Source organism: Pseudomonas sp. RIT-562, from assembly GCF_026241895.1.
GTDB classification, from domain to species: Bacteria; Pseudomonadota; Gammaproteobacteria; order Pseudomonadales; family Pseudomonadaceae; genus Aquipseudomonas; species Aquipseudomonas mandelii_F.
On record NZ_JAPJIV010000024.1, the window covers coordinates 43,467 to 65,446 of the forward strand.

Here is a 21,980-nt window from a genome sequence, read left to right on the forward strand (position 1 = left end):
CGCAGCAAGTTGGCTCCTGCAGCTACTGAAGTGCCTTGGCCAGCGGCAAGCGCACCATGTGATCGGCCTTCAACGACCCGAAGTACAACCATTCACCGTACTCGCGCACGGTCGTGATCGGCGAATAATTGTCGCGGCTGCCATCCTGCAAATTGGTAATCACCTTACCCTCCAAATCCAGCCCAAGGACGAACCCACGCTTTTCCACCGGCTTGGGCAGTACGCTCAGGGCCCGGGCAATCACCTTGCGCACGAACGGATGCGGTGCCGTGGCATCCAGCAGGGCGTTGCGCGGGGAGTAAAGCGCCACCCAAAAGCGGTTCTCGCCATTGAACGACAGGTTGTCCGGCAACCCCGGCAGGTTGTCGATGAACACATCATGAGTGCCGGCTTTCGGCCCGCTCAGCCAGTAACGGCTGATGCGATAAGCGCCTGTCTCGTTGACCAGTACGAAGCTGTCGTCCGGGCCCAGGGTTACGCCGTTGGCGAACTGCAGCTGGTCCAGCAGCACGGTCGTCTTGCCGGTCTGGAAGTCATAACGCAGCAAGCGGCCGTCACCCCCGTGCTCAATGATCGCATCGCCATCGCTGCCATAGCCGAACCGGCTGGAAGCATCACTGAAATAGGCGTAATGCCCGGATTTGTCGATGGCCACATCGTCGGTAAAACCAAAGGGCACGCCGTTGGCCTCAGTGGCCAACGGGATCAGGCGTCCTTGGGCGTCCAGGGACAGCAGCCCCTTGACCCCGTCGGCTATCACCAGCAAACCATTGGGATGCCGCGCCAGGCCCAAAGGCCGGCCACCGGTGTCGGCCAAGACCTTGGTGGTCTTGCCGTCGAGGCTGGTGCGGATCAACCGACCGTCATGCAGCCCGGTGATCAGGGCGCTGTCTTCCAGCAGCAAGGCCTCCGGCCCTTCGATGTTCACGGCACCGACGGGCTCCACCGCTTTGAGTCGCTGGTTGTCGGCATACACACCACTGGTTAGCGAAGGTGCCGCAGGCGGGTTCCAGGCCACCGGCTGCACCTTGGTCGGCATCAGCAACAGGAACGCGGCAATGGCCACCAGCACCAACACCACAACATGACGAAACCTCAAGGATCGACTCACGCGGTGGCTCCCACCGGGGTCAAGTATTGTTGCGCTCTGTCTCGCAGGGCTTGCAGCGAGTGCGCAGACTCGCGCTCGATGCGGCGCTTGAGCAATAACTGATTGGCCAGGCGCATCGCCAGGCCCTCGAACTGATACTCCAGGGTGCGGATAAACCGCGTGCCATCGCCTTCGGCCGCGCATTCGTAGGTGACCACCAGCAACAGGCCTTTGCCATCCTGCGCCCGGGCACTCCAGCGACGTCCCGGCAGATATTCCTCGACCAGCCAGCTCAGGTGGCCATCACGCCCACCCGCGCGGATGTCTTCCTCAAAGCGTGAGCCCGCATGCAAGGGGCCGGCCTGGCCTGCGACCTTGAGGGACGAGGGATGCCACTCCGGCCAGCGAGTCACCGTGCTGGCGTAAGCCAGAACTTCAATCGGATTACCGGCGATAGCGACTTGATGCTGCATGCGGGTCATGGGCCTACTCGTCAGGGGCGGGGTGAGGTGTTCAGGTTCCCAGTACAGGGTGCCGAACAGGTAATCCATCAGGGGCAAAACGATGTTGAAATTGCGTTCCTGCATCAACTCCCGGCGGTGATGCAGTTCGTGCAGGCGGCGCATCTGGCGAATCCACGGCAGCCGGGTCAGGCGGTTGCTCGGCGGCAGATGTTCACAGGCGTGGAACACTTCATAGGCGAGATAGCCGAGCACCAGGCAGCCGCCGAACAGGCCGGCCACGTTGGTATTGATCTGCGCCAGCAGCCACCACAGAGGCACGGTGATGACCGTCGTGTGCAAAACGATCAGCCACGCCGGAAACAGGATTACTCGCCAGTCCCGGGCGCTGTCGTAGGCCATGTGCCCAGGGGTGAAGAAGCTGTGGTGGTCGCCGGCGTGACGGGCATAAAACATGCGCGCGAAGTTTTTTTTGTGGTGCCCGAGATGGCGATGCACTAGGTAGACCCCAGCATTGAACAGCAACAGAGTCAGTGGCACAGCCAGCCATTCCAGCGGCCGGACCTGGCTCACGGTGCTCCAGAACCCGCCTATGGCCAGCAGCCCGAACCCCAGCACAAAAGCTGCGTGCAGCCATGGGTTGTAGCGTGGGTGCACGGCGGCGCGGTAGCGGCTGCGGAATGTATCGGTGGTCTGCCTCAATGCATTCACCCGGGATGATGGTCAACCCCAGCAGATTAGCCGATTCCAGGATTTTGGCCGGGCTGATCTCGATGGCACAAACGCCATGCTCCGGTGCATCCTGTTCTCAAGTCAGCGGGTCCCAGCGTTGGGACCAGTCGCCCTCGCGCCTGATGACTTCGCGCAGCAGGTCGAACGCCTGTTGCAGCGTTGCCGAATCGCGGTCGCGGGAGTAGACCAGGTAGGTGGGGTAATTGAATTCCGGCGCCTTCGGCACTTTCTCCATGACCCCACTTTCAAGGTAGCTCTGGACTACCCGAGTGCGGAAATAACCGCTGCCACCGTTTTCCAATATGTACTGCAGGCCGAGTGGGCCGAGGTTGAAGCTCATCGCGGCCTTGGCGTTTTCCGGCAGTGCCGCGTCATGCTGGCGACGAAAGTCCGGACCCCAGTCGATGTAGACGTAGGGGTCGGGTTTGGCCACCAGCCGCACCAGGATGAGTTTTTCTTCCAGGACCTGCTCGACTTGCAAACGCGGCCAGTACTCGGGCTGGAACACCAGCGCAGCGTCCAGCAGCCCGAGTTCGAGTTGGCGCAGCAGGTGTTCGCCATCCCGGACTTCCATACGCAGCGCATGGCTGGGAATTTTCCCCCGCAGTTCGCCGGCCCAGCCGAGCATCAGCGGGTTGCACAGGCTGACCTCACCGCCAATGTGCAGCACATTGTGATAACCCTCGGGCAACGGCAAGTCCCGGCGCGCCGCTTCCCAGGTCTGCACCAACTGGTTGGCATACACCACAAAGGCCTCGCCGTTGGGCGTCAGGCGGGCGCCGGCGCGATTGCGCACAAACAGCGTACTACCGAGCTGGCTCTCGAGTTTCTGCACCCGGGCGGTGATGGCTGTCTGGGTGACGTGGAGTTTCTCGGCGGCAGCGGCGAGGCTGCCGTGACGAACGATTTCGAGGAAGGTACGAGCGAGGTCGATGTCCATGGGGCAACCGGTGCGGAAGGTGCAGGCATTGTAGGAGCAGTGCCGGGCTGTGGCGACGGCGATCTTGCGGGCGCCATCGCTGGCAAGCCAGGCTCCTACACGGGGTCAGGGGCGCCGCTCAGAACGCAAAACACGAACACCCGAACGCCCCCCAGAATCCCTGAAAATCACTGACCGGCGCCGAGGACAATCGCGCTCGCTCGTGGCTGTGCGCGTGCACCGCACAAGCGCCGACGCATTGATGAACCTGGGCGGTAAGCGGTGCCAAGGGTTTCCAGTGGCCGGGCACTGTGACTACCGGCGACCATTCAGGCACCACCGGCACTGGCGGTGGACCGAGCTTGGCGAACTCGGCGGTACCGTAGACGATTTTACCGTCGACAATCGTCAACACCGACTCGATCCACTTCACCGCTTCATCTTCGATGTGAAAATAGTCGGCGGACAGCGCGATCAGGTCAGCCAGTTGCCCGACCTTGATCTGGCCTTTTTTGCCCTGTTCCGAAGAAAACCAGGCGCTGCCGTGGGTGAACAATTCCAGCGCGGTATCGCGGCTCAGCCCTTGGGGATACAGCTCCAGACCACCGACGGTGCGACCACTGACCAGCCAGTAAAGCGACGTCCAGGGGTTATAGCTCGACACTCGGGTGGCGTCAGTCCCGGCGCCGACGGGTAGGCCCTCGGCAAGCATTCGCGCGATGGGCGGGGTGTGTTCAGCTGCCTTGGCACCATAGCGGTCGACAAAATACTCACCCTGAAACGCCATGCGATCCTGGATCGCAATGCCGCCGCCGAGCGCCTTCACCCGCTCGATATTCTGCGGGGTAATGGTTTCAGCGTGATCGAAAAACCACGGCAGCCCAGCGAACGGGATATCGCGATTGACCTTCTCGAATACATCGAGCATGCGGCCGATGGATTCGTTGTAGGTGGCATGCAGACGGAACGGCCAGCGCTGTTCCACCAGATGCCGCACTACCGGTTCCAGTTCCTGCTCCATGGTTTGCGGCAGGTCCGGGCGCGGTTCGAGAAAGTCCTCGAAATCCGCTGCGGAAAACACCAGCATTTCGCCGGCGCCGTTGTGCCGTAGAAAGTCATCGCCCTGGCCATAACGGGAGCTGCTGGTCCAGTTCTTGAAATCGCTGAGCTCCTCCTTCGGCTTCTGGGTGAACAGGTTGTAGGCAATGCGTACCGTAAGTTGTTTGTCCCTGGCCAGTTGCTGGATGACCTGGTAATCGTCAGGGTAATTCTGGTACCCGCCACCGGCATCGATAGCGCTGGTGACACCCAGGCGATTGAGTTCGCGCATGAACTGGCGGGTGGAATTGACCTGGTACTCCAGTGGCAGCTTCGGTCCCTTGGCCAACGTCGAATAAAGAATCATCGCGTTGGGACGAGCGATCAGCATGCCGGTTGGCTCGCCATTGGCGTCGCGCTGGATCTCGCCACCTGGCGGGTTGGGCGTGTCCCGGGTGTAGCCGACGACTTTCAACGCCGCGCGGTTGAGCAGGGCGCGGTCATAGAGGTGCAGGACAAATACCGGCGTGTCCGGTGCGGCTTTGTTCAATTCTTCAATAGTGGGCAGGCGTTTCTCGGCGAACTGGAACTCGTTCCAGCCTCCGACCACGCGCACCCATTGTGGCGTCGGCGTGCGGTCTGCCTGGTCCTTGAGCAGACGCAAGGCATCGGCCAGAGACGGCACGCCTTCCCAGCGCAGTTCAAGGTTGTAGTTCAAACCGCCGCGAATCAGGTGCAGGTGCGAGTCATTGAGACCGGGGATCACCGTGCGCCCGTGCAGGTCGACGATTTGCGTTCCGGGACCTTGTAAAGCCATGGCCTGGGCATCGCTGCCAACCACCACGAAACGCCCGTCCTTGATCGCCACGGCACTGGCCTGGGGTTTCTTGCGATCGACTGTGTGCAAGCGGCCGTTGTATAAAATGAGGTCGGCGGGGGCATCGGGCATGGTCTTACTCCCTGCAAACAGCGGGCTGATCCAGGCGCCGACGGCGCCTGCCGAAAGGCCTTGCAGTACACGACGGCGGTTAAATCCGTCGTGGTCGTCAGGTGGACTCATGGCGTTGCTCTCCGCTAGATTTCTCCCAGCAAGCGTGGGGCCAATAGCCGATGTCTGACGCATGCGGCCAGATGGAATATAGACGGCAAATCCGCGTCCGGCCTTTTCACCGGCCCGATAAACGACAAATCCCGCCTCGAAGGGCGGGATTCGTTTGCAGCCAGGCGCATCCCGAATGTCGGGACCGGATCGCTTAGGCCGGGAACAGCTCGGACAATTTCATCGCCAGCATCATGTCGCCTTCAGCGCGCAATTTGCCGCCCATGAACGCCTGCATGCCATCGGTCTCGCCGCTGACGATGCCTTCCAGGGTTTCGCCGTCCATCACCAGGGTCACCTGGGCGTCCGGGTTTTCACCTTCCTGCAGCTCGCAAGTGCTGTCCTTGACGATCAGCGAAAAGTTCTTGGTGTCGTCGATGCGGAAACCGAAGACCAGGTCCAGACCGGCAGCAGCGGCTGGGTTGAACTTGGCTTTCATTGCTTGTACGGCATCAGCTACGGAGGTCATGGTTCGATCCTTTTTTTGGGAAATACAGCTGGGTGATTACAGCCAGGGTCACAATAATCCGGACTCAGCGAAAGGTGATGAGTTCCGGGGCCTTCAACAGTTGCAGGTGCGCATGGCTGTTGAAGGAAGCCAGGGCCACTTCGCGTCCACGGAACTTCAAGTGGTTGAGCGAGGTGTTGACGATTTGCCAGTTCAGTTCAAAGGCCTGCCGGGCAGGCATTTGGGTGATCAGGTGGAGCAGGGCAGTGATGGTCCCGCCGGAGGTAAACACAGCGATTTTCTGGGTGTTGTCGGCGCTCTCGAGGATCCGGTGCAGCCCGGCCCGCACCCGCTCGACAAACCCCAGCCAGCTTTCCAGGCCCGGTGTGTCGTACGTGCCCGCGAGCCAGCGCTCGATGATCAACGCAAAAATGCGCTGGAATTCACTGCGGTTCTGCGCGGCGTTGCGCAGGATGTGCAGAGCTTCAGGCTCTTGCGGCAGCATCTCGGGCAGTAATGCTCGAATCACCGCATCGGCGTCGAACTCGTTGAATGCCGGATCGGTTTCCAGGATCGGTACAGGTAGCCCAACCGCCGCAAACTGTTGCAGGGCGCCAGTGGCAGTATCCTGCTGGCGGCGCAGGTCACCTGCCAGGCAGCGATCGAAGCTGATACCCAGTTCGGCCAGGTGCTGGCCGAGGATTTGCGCCTGGCGCACGCCGGTCGGCGACAGGACGTCATAATCGTCTGCACCAAAGGAGGCTTGGCCATGTCGAATCAGATAGATGCTGCCCACGTCCGCTTCATCCCGGTACGTTGAAGGTCTGGCGAGGTTATGGGGGATGACGGTGTGCTGTCAATGAAAAAACATACGCTTGTTTGAAATGCTCGTTCCAGGCCTGTAACTGCAGGTTTCGTGGCTGGCCGACAAGCCGGCGCATGGGTATGCTGGTTAACACCCCGCGCGCGTTGCATGCCGCGCTTAGTAATAAAGGAGTTGCTGTGGAGTTTTTTGCCGAGTACGCCAGTTTTCTGGCCAAGACCGTGACACTGGTGGTCGCCATTCTGGTGGTCCTGGCCAGTTTTGCGGCATTGCGCAGCAAGGGTCGACGCAAATCCGCCGGCCAATTGCAGGTCAGCAAGCTTAATGATTTCTACAAGGGGCTGCGCGAACGCCTGGAACACACCTTGCTCGACAAGGACCAGCTCAAGGCGCTGCGCAAGTCTCAGGCCAAGACCGAGAAGAAACAAAAGAAGAAGTCCGAGGCCAAGCCGCGGGTGTTCGTGCTGGATTTCGATGGCGACATCAAGGCTTCTGCCACTGAAAGCCTGCGTCACGAGATCACTGCCCTGCTGACCCTGGCCACGCCCAAGGATGAGGTGGTCCTGCGCCTGGAAAGCGGCGGCGGCATGGTGCACAGCTATGGCCTGGCGTCTTCGCAACTGGCGCGCATCCGTGATGCGGGCGTGCCCTTGACCGTGTGCATCGACAAGGTTGCGGCAAGCGGCGGCTACATGATGGCGTGCATTGGCGAGAAGATCATCAGCGCGCCATTCGCCATCCTCGGCTCCATCGGCGTGGTGGCGCAGTTGCCTAACGTCAATCGCCTTTTGAAGAAACACGATATCGATTTCGAGGTGCTGACCGCCGGCGAGTACAAACGCACCCTGACGGTGTTTGGCGAAAATACTGAAAAAGGTCGGGAAAAATTCCAGGAGGACCTGGACATCACCCATCAGCTGTTCAAGAACTTCGTTTCGCGTTATCGCCCGCAACTGGCTATCGACGAAGTGGCCACCGGTGAAATCTGGCTCGGTATTGCGGCACTCGACAAACAACTGGTGGACGAGCTCAAGACCAGCGATGAATACCTCTCCGAACGGGCGAAAAAATCAGAGCTTTACCACTTGCACTACGCCGAACGTAAAAGCCTGCAGGAGCGTATCGGCATGGCAGCGAGCGGCACGATCGATCGCGTATTGCTGGGATGGTGGAGTCGTTTGACTCAGCAGCGCTTCTGGTAACTCCCCTGGCAAGCTGATGTTTTGCCAGTCATCAAACCCTGAACTCAAGCGTAAATGCTTGGTTCGGGGTTTTTTTTCGGGCGCGGTTTCCGACTTGTCCTGTTGGCTTTTCTCGGTCTGTTCGAGACTTTTCCGGCGCTGCCAAGGAAGCGATCAGTTTAGGCTGGACGCTCCCGAATCAGCTGCAAAGGAATTGCACAATGACCGAATCGCACGAAAACCACGTTACAGACAAATATGCGCTGCCCGCCTTACCGTTGCGTGAGGAACTGCAGGCAGCCGTTGCTACCGCACTGCCGCAATCGCCTGGGGATTTCGGTGGCCGCCTGATACAAGCGAGATGGGGAAAGGATGTCGACCCCCAGACAGCACGGTTGGTGACCCTTGACTACAACTATCACGGCCACCCTGTGCAGAACGGTATCCAACAGGGGCGGGTAGCGAGCAGCCAAAGCCTGACGCAAATGTTGTTGGCCAATTATCAGACTGTCGGTGACGGACGCTTCGGGGAAACCGGTTTCGGTTTATACACGCCCCCGGACATCGGGCCAGAGGTGCGGATAGTCGATAAGGTCGATGAGTTTGCCTATGTAGGCAGTGGCAACCACGACACCTATGAAGGCATCTATCGTCGAACTGATCCGCAGGCCTATGGCCCACTCACGCAAATCGCCCTGAGGCCTGCCGACTTCAAACAGTGGGTATGGGAACTCGAGCTCAAAGACCAATACCGTGACTACGTTGAGCGAAGCTGGCCAGCGGACGAGGTGATCGTTGCACCGGCGCCGTATGCGCTGCGTACATCGGTCAAAGCGGCGCTGGTGATGACGGCTTATTTGCAAAGCAGGGAAAACACCCTCACTCGCAAAGGTCTTGAGCTGGCGATGCAAATGGCCGGGTTGGCGCCTGATCAGCAGTGGGAACACCTGAAGATCGAGCAACTGCAGGCGCCGACACGAGTGCCCCAAATAGTCGAAATCGGCCGGCTGATTATCTATCGCTACACCGCCACTGATATCTGGACCTGCCGCTGCGGGTCGCGGATCCTGTTGTACATCCCTGGCAACTCTTCGCCTTTACACGATTTCGTCGACGCCAACGCGTTTCATGGCTGGGTTGTGCAGCAGGGCAGAAATGCGCAGACAAAACGCGCGTTGGCCGCACATTTTGCCGAGGGCGATCAACAGGACGGCACATTCCATGCGGGTGTGCTGACGGCATTGGATGGAATGGCGATTTACCCCAACCAACACCGTTTGCAAAAGGGCCATGGTTTTTTCAACGATGATGGTTATTGGGATCCTGCCGACTACCTGCATTTCGAGGTTGCACCCAGAGGCACCGATCCTTTCGCGCAACTGGTCGTGAGTATGAAACTGGCGGCAATAGCGAGTATCGAGACCATTCGCGATGATGCCCAGGTCAACCGGGATAACCTGAGCGCAGTGGTCGAACCCATCGTGCAATGGGTGAACAAGTTCGGGCCGTTGGCCTTGTTCGTGCCCGGTGGTGAAGGTTTGCTGGCGTTGGCGGGCATCATCGATGCCGGATATGGCCTGGACCAGGCTGTAAACGGCAAGAATCCCGAAGATATGTCAGCAGGCGTCACTCGTACGGTATTCGGTTTGCTCAATGCGCTGCCGATGGTGTTGGGAGCTGGCGCCGCAATTGAAAGCGAAGGTGTTGCCGATGCCGAGGTGGCCGCGGAGCCGTTGCTCAAGGACGATTTACCCGTCGTCGATAGACCAACGATAGAGCCACTGCCAGCAACCCGGACCCGCGTAGATTTGATCCGTGGAATCGGCGCCGAAGTTGCGTCATTCAGCGATGAAGTGCTGGAGCAGATTGGCAGAGTCAGTACGGTCGACGACGACATGCTGCGCCTGATGCGGGCCGGACGCCCACCGACACCGCTGTTGGCCGATACGATCAGCCGCTTCCGGATTGATCAGGATCTTCAGGACTTCATCCCGCAGGCGAATCCCGCCACTACCCGGGCGCAGCTTTTCCAGGCGCGCTACGACGCTCTCCAGGAAAGTGAGCATGCATGGGTCCGGTTGTTTCAGCGTCAGTACCCAGGCTTGCCGAAAAATGCCATTGAACAAATTCTCGACCGGTCAGGTGTGGATATTCAAGCGCCACCGGCAGTGGATGAGGCCAGGCGTATGCTCAGTCAGTTGGATGGCAAGGCGACCGAGTATCAACAGCACGTACGGCTCAATCGCGCCTATGAAGGGCTTTTCCTCAAGTCAATCGACAACCCGGAAACCGACTCACTGGTCCTGCACTCACTCAAAGCGCTGCCTGGTTGGTCCAAGGCGTTTCGTCTCGAAGTGATTGAGGGGAGCGCGGGTGGCAGACTCCTGGACCATGTCGGTCCGATTAATGCTCCTGTTCGCAGGTCTCTGGTAAAAATAGGCAAGCGCTACCAAAGGTACGATGCCCAGGGACTTCCTCAGCAAGATACCAACGATATCTATCAGGCCGTTTTCGACGTCCTGCCAGAAGCGCAGCGCTCGGCGCTGGAGTTGGAGACTGTTGAGCCGGTGCGGGATCTGCAGCATAAAATCAGCGAGCGTCTGCTTACGCGTTCCGAGCTCAAGACCGGACTTGACCGTATCGACTCCGGCTTGACCTTTGACGCGCAAGGACTGCAAGGCGGTGGTTATCCGATGACCGCTCAGGGCGAGGCGATCTCTCAATCGCACGATATCGGGTTGCTTCAGCTCAAGTCGATTTACCCGGATTTCACCGCCGCGCAGGCCAGTGAGTTTGTGCAACGCCTGGGCACCGGACCTCTGGAAGCACTGAGGCAGCTGCAAATAAAGCTCGCACAAGTCAATGTCGACTTGACCGCCTGGATCAACCAGGTCCGGCATGACGTTGGCGATCTGGAGGTTGAGCTTCTGGGCGCAGGCGATGAGGCGGCACAAGGGATGGACGCGGCGCAAATCGAGGAGGAGAACATCGAGCGGGTCGAAACGGCCGCACATTATGAGCGCGAGGCGCGGATCGAACTGGCCACCGAGCTGATGAGCCTGTGGCAAAAGCGCGGGCATGCAGAGAGCCGCTTATATGATGGAGAGCAGTTCCTCGGTTACAAACTGGAACTGGACTTCGAGGAGTTTCATAGCCTGCCGAGGCTGAGCGCGAAGTTTACCGACGTCATCGAGCTGTCGATGCAGAAATTCCGGCTGACCCTTCCTGAAGGGCTGGACGGTTTCCTGGAGTGTTTTCCCAATCTGCGAACCTTGAACATGGAAGGTGCCGGCCTGCAGATGATATACGTTCGGGGCGTGTGGGAGGGCGTCTTGCCACGGTCTATTCCCAGCATGCTCAACCTCACCTCACTGAGCCTCAAGTCGACCGAGTTGGTATTGACCGAACAAGCGGCAGGCCAGCTGGCTGACCTGGCTCACCTGCAAGTACTGGATTTGAGCAATAACCCTTTGGGTAGACCTCCGGTGATCATGGGGCTGACCGAGTTACGCCAGCTGAACCTGAGCCACACCGGTATTACCCGCTGCCCGTTGGGTCTATCGGACCAGCCGCAGTTGCAGCTCCTGGACCTGAGCAATAACCGACTCACCCGCATCCCTGAGGAAGTGTTTGCTCAGGCAGTAGCCAGGGATCGTGTGCAGTTGTGGGGTAATGCGCTGACGGATGAGTCCACTCTGCAGCGTATCGTCGCTCATCGCGAGCAAACCGGCATCAACCTCTGGTTGAGCGCGCCAATCGCGGATGGGGGGCAACCCGGCATTTGGCTGCAGCGGCTTCCCGAAGCGCAGCTGGAGCTTAAGCGACTGCTGCGGCAACGCTTGCAAGCGAAGCCCGGCGCTACTCGCTTTTTACGAACGTTCGAGGCGTTGGGGCGTACTGCCGACTTTCAGGTGAGCTACCCGGCGCTTCAGGCGCGGATATGGAACTTGCTTGATCAGGCTGATGCTTCGAACGAATTATGGGGGCTGGTCAGCCGGGATATAGCGATATCAGCGCTTGACGCTGAAAATCCATTCGTGAGCTTCATGCGTCTGGAGGACAGGGTCAGGTTGTACAGGGACTGGGTGCAGATGGGCAGACCCATTGCGATAGACGATCTGCTGTAGGAGCGACTGGGTGCAGCACGCCTTGAACCCGGGCCCGGGTTCAAGGCTTTCTATCATTTACCGGCGACGAAACAGCGGTAGCGGTTCGTCGGTGGCGGCCTGGTAAGTCACGGAGAAGTCCTTGAGTCCTTCCAGGGCTTCGTACGGGTCTTTGTCGGCACGAATTGCAAACGCATCAAAACCGCAGCGGTGCAGGTAGAACAACTGGTCGCGCAGCACGTCGCCAATCGCCCGCAGTTCGCCTTTAAAACCGTAACGGTCACGCAGCAGGCGGGCGTTGGAGTAGTTGCGGCCATCGGTGAAGGCGGGGAAGTTCAAGGCAATAACCTGGAAGCCTTCCACGTCTTCACCGATTTCCTCGGCTTCTTCATCGGCATCCAGCCACACACCCAGGCCGCCATCGCGTGCCTTGAGCATGCGGCTGTGTTCGCGCCACAGTTGCAACGGGACAATCAGGTCGTCGCAGTTGCTGATCTCGTCGATATTGAAATCCTTGGACAGCAAATGCCAGGTTTCGTCGACGACGGCGTTGTTCTTAATGATTCGCTGCATAGACGCGCTCCTTGAAGAGGTCGATGCCAATACGCTGGTAGGTGTCGATGAAGCGCTCGTCTTCGGTACGTTGCTCGACGTACACGTTGATCAGCTTTTCGATCACGTCAGGCATGGCTTCCTGGGCGAAGGATGGGCCAAGGATCTTGCCCAGGCTCGCATCGCGGCTGGCGCTGCCTCCCAGGGAGACCTGGTAGAACTCTTCGCCTTTCTTGTCCACCCCGAGAATGCCGATGTGGCCGACGTGGTGGTGACCGCAGGCGTTCATGCAACCCGAGATGTTCAGGTCCAGCTCGCCGATGTCGAACAGGTAGTCCAGGTTGTCGAAGCGACGCTGGATCGATTCGGCGATTGGGATCGACTTGGCGTTAGCCAGAGAGCAGAAGTCACCGCCAGGGCAGCAGATGATATCGGTCAACAGACCGATGTTCGGCGTGGCGAACCCTTGCTCGCGCAGTTGCCCCCACATTTCGAACAAGCGGCTCTGCTCGACGTCGGCCAGGATGATGTTCTGTTCATGGGATGTGCGCAGTTGACCGAACGAATAACGGTCGGCCAGATCCGCTACGGCATCCAACTGTTTGTCAGTGATGTCACCCGGGGCCACGCCGGTAGGTTTGAGCGACAAGGTGACAGCGACATAACCTGGCTTCTTGTGCGTCAGGGTGTTGCGCGTACGCCAGCGGGCGAAGCCTGGGTGCTGCTGGTCGAGCTCGGCCAACGCCGCGCTCTGGTCGTCCAGCGCCTGGTACTCAGGGTCGACGAAGTGCTTGGCCACCCGATGCACTTCCGCTTCGGTCAAGGTGGTCTGGCCACCGCGCAGGTGCTCCATTTCCGCGTCGACTTTCTGCGCGAAAACTTCAGGGGTCAGCGCCTTGACGAGGATTTTGATCCGCGCCTTGTACTTGTTGTCACGACGACCGTAGCGGTTGTAGACACGCAGAATGGCATCGAGGTAGCTCAACAGGTCCTGCCATGGCAGGAATTCGTTGATGAACGCGCCGACCACCGGGGTACGGCCCAAGCCGCCGCCGACCAGCACGCGGAAACCGAGCTCGCCCGCAGCGTTGTGCACCGGCTCCAGGCCAATGTCATGCACTTCAATGGCGGCACGGTCGGAGGTCGACCCGTTGATCGCGATCTTGAATTTGCGCGGCAGGTAGGCGAATTCAGGGTGGAAAGTGGTCCACTGGCGGACAATCTCGCACCATGGGCGCGGATCGATCAGCTCGTCGAACGCGACACCGGCAAACTGGTCGGTGGTGACGTTGCGCAGGCAGTTGCCGCTGGTCTGGATCGCGTGCATCTGCACGGTGGCCAGTTCCGCCAGGATATCCGGGATGTCTTCCAGCGCCGGCCAGTTGAACTGCACGTTCTGCCGGGTGCTGATGTGGGCATAGCCCTTGTCATAGTCGCGGGCTATCTTGGCCATCATTCGCGTCTGGCGCGAAGTCAGCTGGCCGTAAGGCACGGCGACTCGCAACATCGGCGCGAAACGCTGGATATAAAGGCCATTTTGCAGGCGCAGGGGGCGGAATTCTTCTTCGCTCAGCTCGCCTGCCAGATAGCGTCGGGTCTGATCACGGAACTGCTTGACGCGGTCCTCGATGATCCGCTGATCGTACTCGTCGTATACGTACATATAAGTCCTGTTCTCAGGCTTGGGCCGGTCGGTTCCAGCTGCATGTGTGGCTTGCTGAAGTCCGATACTGCCTCGGCAATTCTGCGCGCACGGCCGCGCACTCCCAACGGAGCCGGGGCAAGATACCAGTTTGTAGTTATGCGCAAAAGTGATGTTTGAGTATATGTAAAGAACCAAAACGACTAACGAGAATCGTTGTTACTAAACCCACGTTTGTGGTGTGGGCAATCATCGTCTTAACTGTGAGCGAGTCTTCCTGCGATCACCGATAAAACCGACAAGAGGCGATGCAATGAGCAACCCTACCAAAGCTTCAAAACCCGACAGTACGGTGGATGCCTGGGCCATTTTGTTCCTGATCATCCTGGTCGTGGGCACTGCTGTTTTCTGGGTCAGTCATCAATAACCGACCTCGTCCGGGCTTCCTTCCGACGATTGTCGGACAAAATCTGCGGTAAAGGCCGATTTGCCGGGGTTCGCTGGCTATAATGCGCGGCGGATTCTCGGGGCCCGGACGACCAATGCTCAAATATTGCTTCACTTTACTGCTGGCACTCTGCGCTGCCTGGGGTTCGGTCGCGCGCGCCGAGTCGGTGCTATTCCTGAGTCCCGGTGCCACCAACGAAACATTCTGGGTGACCTACGCGCAGTTCATGCAAGCGGCGGCGGATGACTTGGGTATGGACCTGCAGGTCCTCTACAGCGAACGCATGCCGGAATTGACCGTGGCGCAAGCCCGTCAGGCCTTGCAAGGACCCCAGCGCCCGGATTACCTGATCTTCGTCAACGAGCAATACGTTGCCCCACAAATCATGCGCCTGGCCCAGGGCAGCGGAGTCAAGCTGTTCATGGTCAACGCGTCACTGACGGACAATCAGAAAAGCCTGCTGGGCGAACGTCCGGACTTGCTGGGCAGCCTGGTGCCCAATGACGAGGAGGGTGGCTACCTGATGCTCAAGGAGCTGATCCGTCAGCATCCGCCTGTCGCGCCTGGCGAGGTGATCGAATTGTTGGCCTTTTCCGGCTTGAAGATCACCCCCTCAGCCCATTTGCGCGAGCAAGGCATGCGCCGCGCCCTGGCCGAGCACCCGCAAGTGCGTCTGCGCCAGCTGGTTTACAGCGGCTGGACCCGCGAGCGGGCGTATGAGCAAGCGCGGATGTTGTTCCTGCGCTATCCGAAGGTGTCCCTGGTGTGGTCGGCGAACGACGAAATGGCCTTCGGCGCGATGCAAGCCTTTGCGGAAACCGGTGGGGTGCCGGGCAAGGACGCACTGTTCAGCGCGGTCAATACCTCGCCTCTGGCATTGCAGGCCAAGGTGGACGGGCGCCTTAGCGTACTGATGGGCGGACACTTTACCCTGGGCGGCTGGGCGCTGGTGGAGTTGCATGACCATGAACTGGGCGTGGACGTCAGTCGACACGGCGGGCGGGACCGGGTGATCGGGCTGTTGCAGGTGGTCGATCAGGCACAGGCGCGGCGTCTGCTGGCGATGCAGACCTCGACCGACTATCGGGTGGATTTCCGCCGCCTGTCAGCGAAAGGCCGGCCCGCGTCCTACCGCTATCCCTTCGGAATGCAGGCGCTGATGCACTAAAAGCGCATCAGATGCCCGCCAGGTGCAGCACCAGCTTGACGATGGCGAACAAGGTCAAGGCAAACACCGCCGTGAACAGTATTCCCAAAATCACGAAGTGACTTGGCTTGCCATGGGTGAAGTCCCGCGCCCGATTTTTTCCGCTCTGCACCCCGAATGCCGCTGCCATGACGCTGTGCAGCATCTGCCAGAAGGTCGGCGGCTTGTTGTCGCCTGGATCGTCCATATACCCCTCGTCATGCCATTGAGAACCCTAAGCATAGTCAAACAATGGATAACGGCGGACCGGGTTCGCGCCATAACTATGTACCGCCCTGTGCCGCGAGGGTCGTGGTGTCCTGCTGCTTCACCCAGCACTCATCAGGATTCCCCGTATGCCCGAACGCACCCAACCTCTTGATCATGGATTGCATGTTCCATTCATCAAGGACCGTTTGCCCGACTGGACTCAACACCTCGCGCCCGCACATATCGCCAGGCTGGCCCGACCCCTCGACCCCGTCCAGGACTTTGCCAGAAACTACCCGCAGCTGTTCGCCGAGGCGTCGCCGACGATGCGCCTGGCGTTGCACAACAGCCAGGTAGCCAGCAACACATCTACTCGGGTGCTGGCCACGACTCTAAAGGACTTCAAGGGCCTTACCGAATTCGCCAAGCCGCTGCTTTCGGAGGCCATGAACAAGACTTTCGGCCAATCGCCTGACGTGACCAAGACCCAGCTGTACCACCTGCGCGCGCCCAATCGGGCTGAACAACAGCCACTGTTGCAGGCTGCATTACGCAACTTCGAGGCCGATGAGCCATTTGACGAGGTCGCCTTGCAGGAAACCAGCGCGATTGCGCCGGCCGGGGCATTGGAACAAGAGCTTTACGATCAGCGCGATACTTACCCTTTTGGGAAGACTCGGTACAAAATCCGCGACAAATTGGCGATCAAGCCTGGTGAGTTCGCCAGTTTCTGTCGGCAGCTGGACCTCGGACAGCAATATCAGGACCATCTGAGTTCAGTGTTTGACGCGCCGGACACCAGTGCGATCGTTCGCGAGCAAACGATCAAGGCAACCCGCGACCGCCTGCGGTTGCAGGCACACATCGCCAGGATGAAGTCCAACCTCAGTCAAAGCGCGTATGCGACTTTGCTGGATGTCATAGATGGCAAGCCTGAGCCGCAGCTCGATGGTCAAGCAGTGACGTACAGCCAATTGAAGGTGCTGGGCTCGCAGCTGGATGAATTACTGATCATCGGGCCCGTATCCCGAACACCCACCACGACCCTGGAGGACATCGCCGAGGTGCTCCTGGCGCGTCCCGTTTGGAGTTTGTCCGTCGATTCAAAAGCGCGAATCATCGTCTGCATGCCTGGGGATCCGCAGCATCCGGTCAAGGAATACCCGTCACTCGCCGCATTCGCCAAGGAGCTGGCCGTCAGGCTGCGTTCGCGAACCTACCAGGGTTTTGTCGCCGGATTACTGCCGCAGGATGAATCGACACGGTTTTTTCGACGGCTCAGATCCCAACTCAAGGTTCAGCGCTGGAATCCCAATCCGGTCTATCCCGGCCCGCCCTACAACCCCGACGCGTTTCGCGAGGGGATGTATGAGGAGGTCTGGAACGATGAAGTCGACCTGGGGCTAAGCGAAAGCTGGATCGAGGAGGAGGTGTTTGGCGCCCGTTATGATTCGCACCTGGCACGAATGAAGTCCAACGCCAGGTTACTGGCCATTCCAACCGCCGAGGTCGATCACCAGGCCTGGATCGAACGCCTCGAGCATTTTGCTGAATGGGGGCTGAGTGTACTGAATGCCGCCGCGTTTTTTGTGCCTGGATTGGGCGAAGTGATGCTGGCCGTGACCGCTGTGCAGTTGTGCTACGAGGTCTACCAGGGAGTGCACTCATGGAAGGAAGGAGATGCCGAGGAGGCGTGGGGGCACTTCAAATCGGTCATGGAAAACGTGGCCTTCATGGCCGTGCTGGGCGCGGTGGCAAGCAAGGCGCCCCCGATCATGTCCTCGCGGTTTGTCGACGGCATGAGCCCTATTACCACCCCCTTTGGCCAGCCGCGACTTTGGTATCCGGATCTTGCACCCTATGCACACAGCGTCGCACTTGAGGGCATTGAACCCAATATCCTGGGGCAATATGAGGTTGGGGGCAAAACCTACATCAAAATCGACGGCAACGCCTACGAGAAAACCTTCGACGTCACTCGCAATGTATGGCGAATCAAGCATCCTTCAGATCCTGCAGCCTATCAACCGATCCTGCGCCACAATCAGCTCGGTGCCTGGCGGCACATCCACGAGAAGCCGCTGGAGTGGGATCGCCTGACGCTATTGCGGCGAATGGGACCGCAAATGGAGGCTTTTTCGGACGCGCAGTTGCAGCAGCTGGCTGAGGTCAGCGGCGTCAGTGATGATGCCTTGCGCCAGATGCATATCGATGATCAACCGCCGCCCCCACCGTTGGCCGAGGCGATCAGGACATTCCGGGCCGACCGGCAAGTCAGTGGACTGATCGACCGCATCCGCAGCGGCAAGCCGCTCGGCAACGTCTCCAGCTTCATCACCCCGATGGTGGTGGAAATGCGCGGCTGGCCACACGAAGCCGTACTGGAAGTGTTCGAAGGCCCCGAGCCCCGGGGTAACTCGCACCGTTTCGGGTCGGCGTCAGCGTTGGACTCGACGAGGCCAACCATCAAGATCACTCGTGCTCAAGTGAGCGCCGGAAAGCTGCCCGAGCGTGTACTGGCGCAGTTCGACGACGCCCAGACCGTCCAGTTGCTCGGCAGCCGAAGCACACAAGAGGGCGCCGACCCTGCGCAGATGTTCAGGGAGCGCATGGCCGATCAGGCTTTGGGCAGCAAACCAATGTTGGTGGACAGCGTGCTCGCAGGCCAACAGACGGTAGATGCGGATATCCAAAGACTGCAACGCGATTTTCCCACACTGACGACCGAGGCTGCCCGGCAAGTGCTGGACTTTTCCAGTGAGCAGGAACTGGCTCGACTGCGCAGCACCGGGAAAATTACCTCGCGCCAGGCCCGGCAGATCCGCGTGCACGTCCAGCAAGGCGCCTTGAACCGTGCGCTCTGCGGCTTGCGTCTGCAGAGCAGGGCGTCTGCGGCGAGTGACCGTCTGGCGCTGCACAACGTGCAACGTTTGCCTGGCTGGTCGGCGGATTGGCGAGTGGAAATGCGGTCCGGCTCGACCAATGGGCGATTGCTCGACAGTGTCGGCAATAGCCAGGCGACCACTCGATATCACCTGGTCAGACATGCCGACTTTTTTCGCGCATACGACGCCCAGGGCAGGCCGCTGAACAACATACCGGCCCAGGGTCGCAATTTTTTTGAATCGCTGCTGGAAGTATTGCCGCCCCAGGCTCGGCGAGGATTGCCAGGCGACTCGGCCGAGGATCTACAAAATCAACTGGCCAGTTACGCCGGCAGCCATCGTGAAGAAATGGCGCAAATCCTCGGGCAACGCCTCATTGGTCGGCCAGGTCCCTCGTTACGCCGGCCATCCGGACGCCTGGGCTACCTGGCCAGCGGCCGTGGCGTTGGCTTGCCCGATGCCGGATTGGTGTCCAGGGTCCGTGAGCTTTACCCAAATCTTTCAGACACCCAAGCCAGCCAATTCGTGCGCAGCCGGCTGAGCGACGGGGAGACTTCTCAGCAGCTGTTTAATCTATTGAACAGCCGTCAGCGTGAATTCGAAGCCCTGAAAGGCACATTAAATGCCTGGATCGAAGCTGGCACGGACCGCTTCAATCGCAGGCTGCTGGCTGAGAGGATCGTGAGTAACTGGCGCATGGGCATCTATCGTGGACTGGAGCCGGCGTTCGACCTGGATTTGCGCGGTGCGCCGGCGTTGCCCGATTGGACAGCCGACTTCACCCACGTGCGCAGTTGACTGAGCTCGATCTTTCATTCAACGAACTGACCATCACCCAGTCGACACAGGCGCGGTTGAACCGCATGGGCCGCTTGAGGATGTTAAACCTGGCCTACAATCGTGTCGGTACGCTAAACGTCACGGCGCTGACTGATTTGCAGTCTCTCTCACTCAGTCATTCCAATGTTTCCAACTGGCCTGAAGGGGTGCTGTCGTTGCCCCGGTTGCGCACGTTGAACCTTGATCACAGTGCAATCACCGATGTTCCCGAGCAGGCATTGACCGGGCATGATCAGCTTTTGGCCAGGACTTCACTGCAAGGCTGTCGCCTGAGCTGGCAAGGACTGGAGGGAGTCCGTAGTTACGCTGAACGGACGACCGGCGCCAATCCGCTGGGCATCCCCCGTACACAACTGGCACTGGGGCGAACCGGGGGCGATCCGCAGTTTTATCCACCCGAGGCCTGGGAACTGCCGGATCTGGTACTGCCGCTGCATCTGGAACCCGGTGCCGGTCAGGTGCCGCAGACTTCGGCCGCGCGGCTACAACGCCTGGACCCTCAGCTCGGCGACGCCGAGGCCGTTGCACGAATCGAGGCATGGCTGGCGCAAGGTGTGAGCGCCATCGAAATTGAAAACCAGCTCGTGCAGTGGCAGCAGCAACAGACGCAGTTGATCAGGTTGTTTAACGACTGGATGGTGACGCCGGCCACGCGCGCGCGTCACGCTTGGGTGACTGCCCAAGACCGCCGTCGAGCCGCTGACCAGTTGCTCGAAAGCTGGCGTGCCGGCTTGAGGGAAGTTCCTCAGGCAGGGATTATTGTGGACTTCAACGGCCTGATCATCGGCGATTTGCCGGCCATGCCCGTCACGTTCAATCATGTCGTGGAATTGAACCTCAGTGGCGTCGGACTCTCGATCGAGTCTGATGCATTTTTGCGTGCCTTCCCAAGGCTGCGCAGCCTGACACTCGATCACAACGGCCTGGGCAGGCTGCCCGACGCGGTCGCGAATTGCCAGGACCTCACTCATTTGAACGCCAGACACAACGATTTTCGTGCCAATGGACCGTTGCAAAGCCAGTTACGGGCCTTGCCGCGTCTGCAAGGTTTGAACCTGAGCCAAAACCGATTGTTCGAGTTTGACCTTGCTGGCCTTGATCAATTGCAAACCCTGGACCTGGGTAGCAACAATCTGGATGAATGGCCAGCCGGGGTTTTACAGGCCCCTGCGCTGACGACACTGGATCTGACAAACAACCATATCTCGACAATCCCGCACGATGCGTTACAGCCTGAACATGAGGACCTGATGGCCGGCACCGACCTGTCCGATAATATGTTGGAAGAGGAAGAGTTCATACGCCTGCAGTTTTACCTGGATAGAACCGGCAATGGACTGGGTTTTACCGACGACGAAATCGACCGAGTCCTGATGGGTTTCGGCCCCGAGGAGTCCTCCGAAGGCTCAGATGAGGCCATTCACCCAGACCATGAGACCGCCCAGGCGCAAAAAGAGCGCTGGTTCGCCGGAGTCGCCGCCGATTCGGAAAAACACCTGATGTGGGACACCCTGAGAACTGCGGACGATACCGGGGACTTTTCGTACATCTTGTCTCAACTGCAGCATACCGCGGATTTCCAATCGGACCGCCTGGGCCTCACGCGGCGTGTCTGGCGCGTGGTGGAAGCGGCCTATGGCGATGAAGCTCTACGCGAACGCTTGCTGGGCCTGGCCCGCGCTTTGAGAAGCCGTGCCACTTGTGGTGACGGGCGAATACTGTTGTTCAACGAGCTGGAGACGGAGGTCTATGAGTTCGAGGCGTTGAAATCCATCGAACCCGAGCATCAGGGCCGCGAGTTGTTGAAACTGTCCCGGGGGCTGTTCCGCCTGGCGCAAGTTGAAGAATTCGCCAAGGAGCGCATTGCGCGCAATCCCGCCATCGACCCGGCGGAAGTGCGCCTGGCATTTCGCATTGGCCTGGCACAGCGCCTTGAGCTGCCCGGCCAGCCCAAGGGCATGCTGTATCGAGGAATGTCGGGAGTGACCCAGGCAGATCTGGATAGCGCTTACTCGACCATCCGCGCGCAGGAAAAGACGCCCGTATTCGTCGAGCAATTGATCCAGCGCACTTACTGGATCGAATACCTGAAGAAAAAATACGCGGCCGAATTTGTCACCCTGCAGCAGCAGTTCCAGGCCGAGTATGCGTTGCTGGAAGATAAGTACCCTGATATGAATCCCGTCTATGAACGGGAGCTGACAGAGCTGACCAGGACCAACACTTCCCGCCAGCAAACCTTGCTGACGACCCTCTCCAACCGTGAAATTAGCGACCCAGACGTCGCCTCCTGACCGATCAGGCAGGCGCCGGAACCCGC

Annotated in this window: 14 protein-coding genes; 5 read left to right on the top strand and 9 right to left on the bottom strand. The window is 59.5% G+C overall.

Features of this window, described 5'->3' with window-relative positions; all coding sequences use genetic code 11:
• Nucleotides 1–22: 22 nt before the first annotated feature.
• From ORL50_RS23960 to ORL50_RS23985, 6 genes are all read right to left on the bottom strand, one after another.
• On the bottom strand, nucleotides 23–1,111 hold the full coding sequence (locus ORL50_RS23960) for an SMP-30/gluconolactonase/LRE family protein (RefSeq protein WP_266018612.1): 1,089 nt from the start codon (nucleotides 1,109–1,111) through the stop codon (nucleotides 23–25).
• Nucleotides 1,108–2,253 (bottom strand): sterol desaturase/SRPBCC family protein, encoded by a 1,146-nt coding sequence (locus ORL50_RS23965; RefSeq protein WP_266018614.1) that lies wholly within the window; start codon nucleotides 2,251–2,253, stop codon nucleotides 1,108–1,110. Before ORL50_RS23965 ends, ORL50_RS23960 begins: the two co-directional genes overlap by 4 nt.
• Nucleotides 2,254–2,359: 106 nt before the next feature.
• On the bottom strand, nucleotides 2,360–3,223 hold the full coding sequence (locus tag ORL50_RS23970; protein WP_266018615.1) for a LysR family transcriptional regulator: 864 nt from the start codon (nucleotides 3,221–3,223) through the stop codon (nucleotides 2,360–2,362).
• A gap of 118 nt (nucleotides 3,224–3,341) precedes the next feature.
• Complete coding sequence (locus ORL50_RS23975; protein ID WP_266018680.1) at nucleotides 3,342–5,189, bottom strand: amidohydrolase; 1,848 nt, start codon at nucleotides 5,187–5,189, stop codon at nucleotides 3,342–3,344.
• A 304-nt stretch (nucleotides 5,190–5,493) separates the two neighbouring features.
• Complete coding sequence (locus ORL50_RS23980; RefSeq protein ID WP_008154977.1) at nucleotides 5,494–5,808, bottom strand: SCP2 sterol-binding domain-containing protein; 315 nt, start codon at nucleotides 5,806–5,808, stop codon at nucleotides 5,494–5,496.
• Between the two features lie 64 nt (nucleotides 5,809–5,872).
• Nucleotides 5,873–6,583: a histidine phosphatase family protein gene (locus ORL50_RS23985; RefSeq protein ID WP_266018620.1), complete on the bottom strand. Its 711-nt coding sequence runs from the start codon at nucleotides 6,581–6,583 to the stop codon at nucleotides 5,873–5,875.
• Between the two features lie 206 nt (nucleotides 6,584–6,789).
• Between ORL50_RS23985 and sohB the strand changes: the two genes are divergently transcribed.
• The gene (gene sohB / locus ORL50_RS23990; RefSeq protein WP_266018622.1) at nucleotides 6,790–7,812 is read left to right on the top strand and encodes a protease SohB; all 1,023 of its coding nucleotides are present in this window, start codon (nucleotides 6,790–6,792) and stop codon (nucleotides 7,810–7,812) included.
• A gap of 200 nt (nucleotides 7,813–8,012) precedes the next feature.
• Nucleotides 8,013–11,918, top strand: a complete 3,906-nt coding sequence (locus ORL50_RS23995) for a dermonecrotic toxin domain-containing protein (RefSeq protein WP_266018623.1) — start codon at nucleotides 8,013–8,015, stop codon at nucleotides 11,916–11,918.
• A gap of 57 nt (nucleotides 11,919–11,975) precedes the next feature.
• Here ORL50_RS23995 and ORL50_RS24000 read toward each other — a convergent pair whose 3' ends face one another.
• Both ORL50_RS24000 and ORL50_RS24005 read right to left on the bottom strand, forming a co-directional pair.
• Nucleotides 11,976–12,470, bottom strand: a complete 495-nt coding sequence (locus tag ORL50_RS24000) for a DUF934 domain-containing protein (RefSeq protein ID WP_266018624.1) — start codon at nucleotides 12,468–12,470, stop codon at nucleotides 11,976–11,978.
• Entirely contained in the window at nucleotides 12,454–14,112 is a 1,659-nt protein-coding gene (locus tag ORL50_RS24005) for a nitrite/sulfite reductase (protein ID WP_266018625.1), read from the bottom strand. The genes ORL50_RS24000 and ORL50_RS24005 overlap by 17 nt, the downstream gene beginning before the upstream one ends.
• A 521-nt stretch (nucleotides 14,113–14,633) precedes the next feature.
• Between ORL50_RS24005 and ORL50_RS24010 the strand changes: the two genes are divergently transcribed.
• Nucleotides 14,634–15,707 carry an ABC transporter substrate-binding protein gene (locus ORL50_RS24010; protein WP_266018626.1) on the top strand — a complete coding sequence of 358 codons (1,074 nt, stop codon included), beginning with the start codon at nucleotides 14,634–14,636 and terminating at the stop codon, nucleotides 15,705–15,707.
• A gap of 7 nt (nucleotides 15,708–15,714) precedes the next feature.
• Here the strand turns inward: ORL50_RS24010 and ORL50_RS24015 are convergent, their stop codons facing one another.
• Nucleotides 15,715–15,933: a DUF2970 domain-containing protein gene (locus ORL50_RS24015; RefSeq protein WP_266018627.1), complete on the bottom strand. Its 219-nt coding sequence runs from the start codon at nucleotides 15,931–15,933 to the stop codon at nucleotides 15,715–15,717.
• A gap of 148 nt (nucleotides 15,934–16,081) precedes the next feature.
• Here ORL50_RS24015 and ORL50_RS24020 point away from each other — a divergent pair, with 148 nt between their 5' ends.
• Both ORL50_RS24020 and ORL50_RS24025 read left to right on the top strand, forming a co-directional pair.
• Nucleotides 16,082–19,618: a dermonecrotic toxin domain-containing protein gene (locus ORL50_RS24020; RefSeq protein WP_266018629.1), complete on the top strand. Its 3,537-nt coding sequence runs from the start codon at nucleotides 16,082–16,084 to the stop codon at nucleotides 19,616–19,618.
• Nucleotides 19,615–21,954, top strand: coding sequence for an NEL-type E3 ubiquitin ligase domain-containing protein (locus tag ORL50_RS24025; protein ID WP_266018631.1), 2,340 nt, complete (start codon nucleotides 19,615–19,617; stop codon nucleotides 21,952–21,954). Before ORL50_RS24020 ends, ORL50_RS24025 begins: the two co-directional genes overlap by 4 nt.
• Nucleotides 21,955–21,980 lie beyond the last annotated feature (26 nt).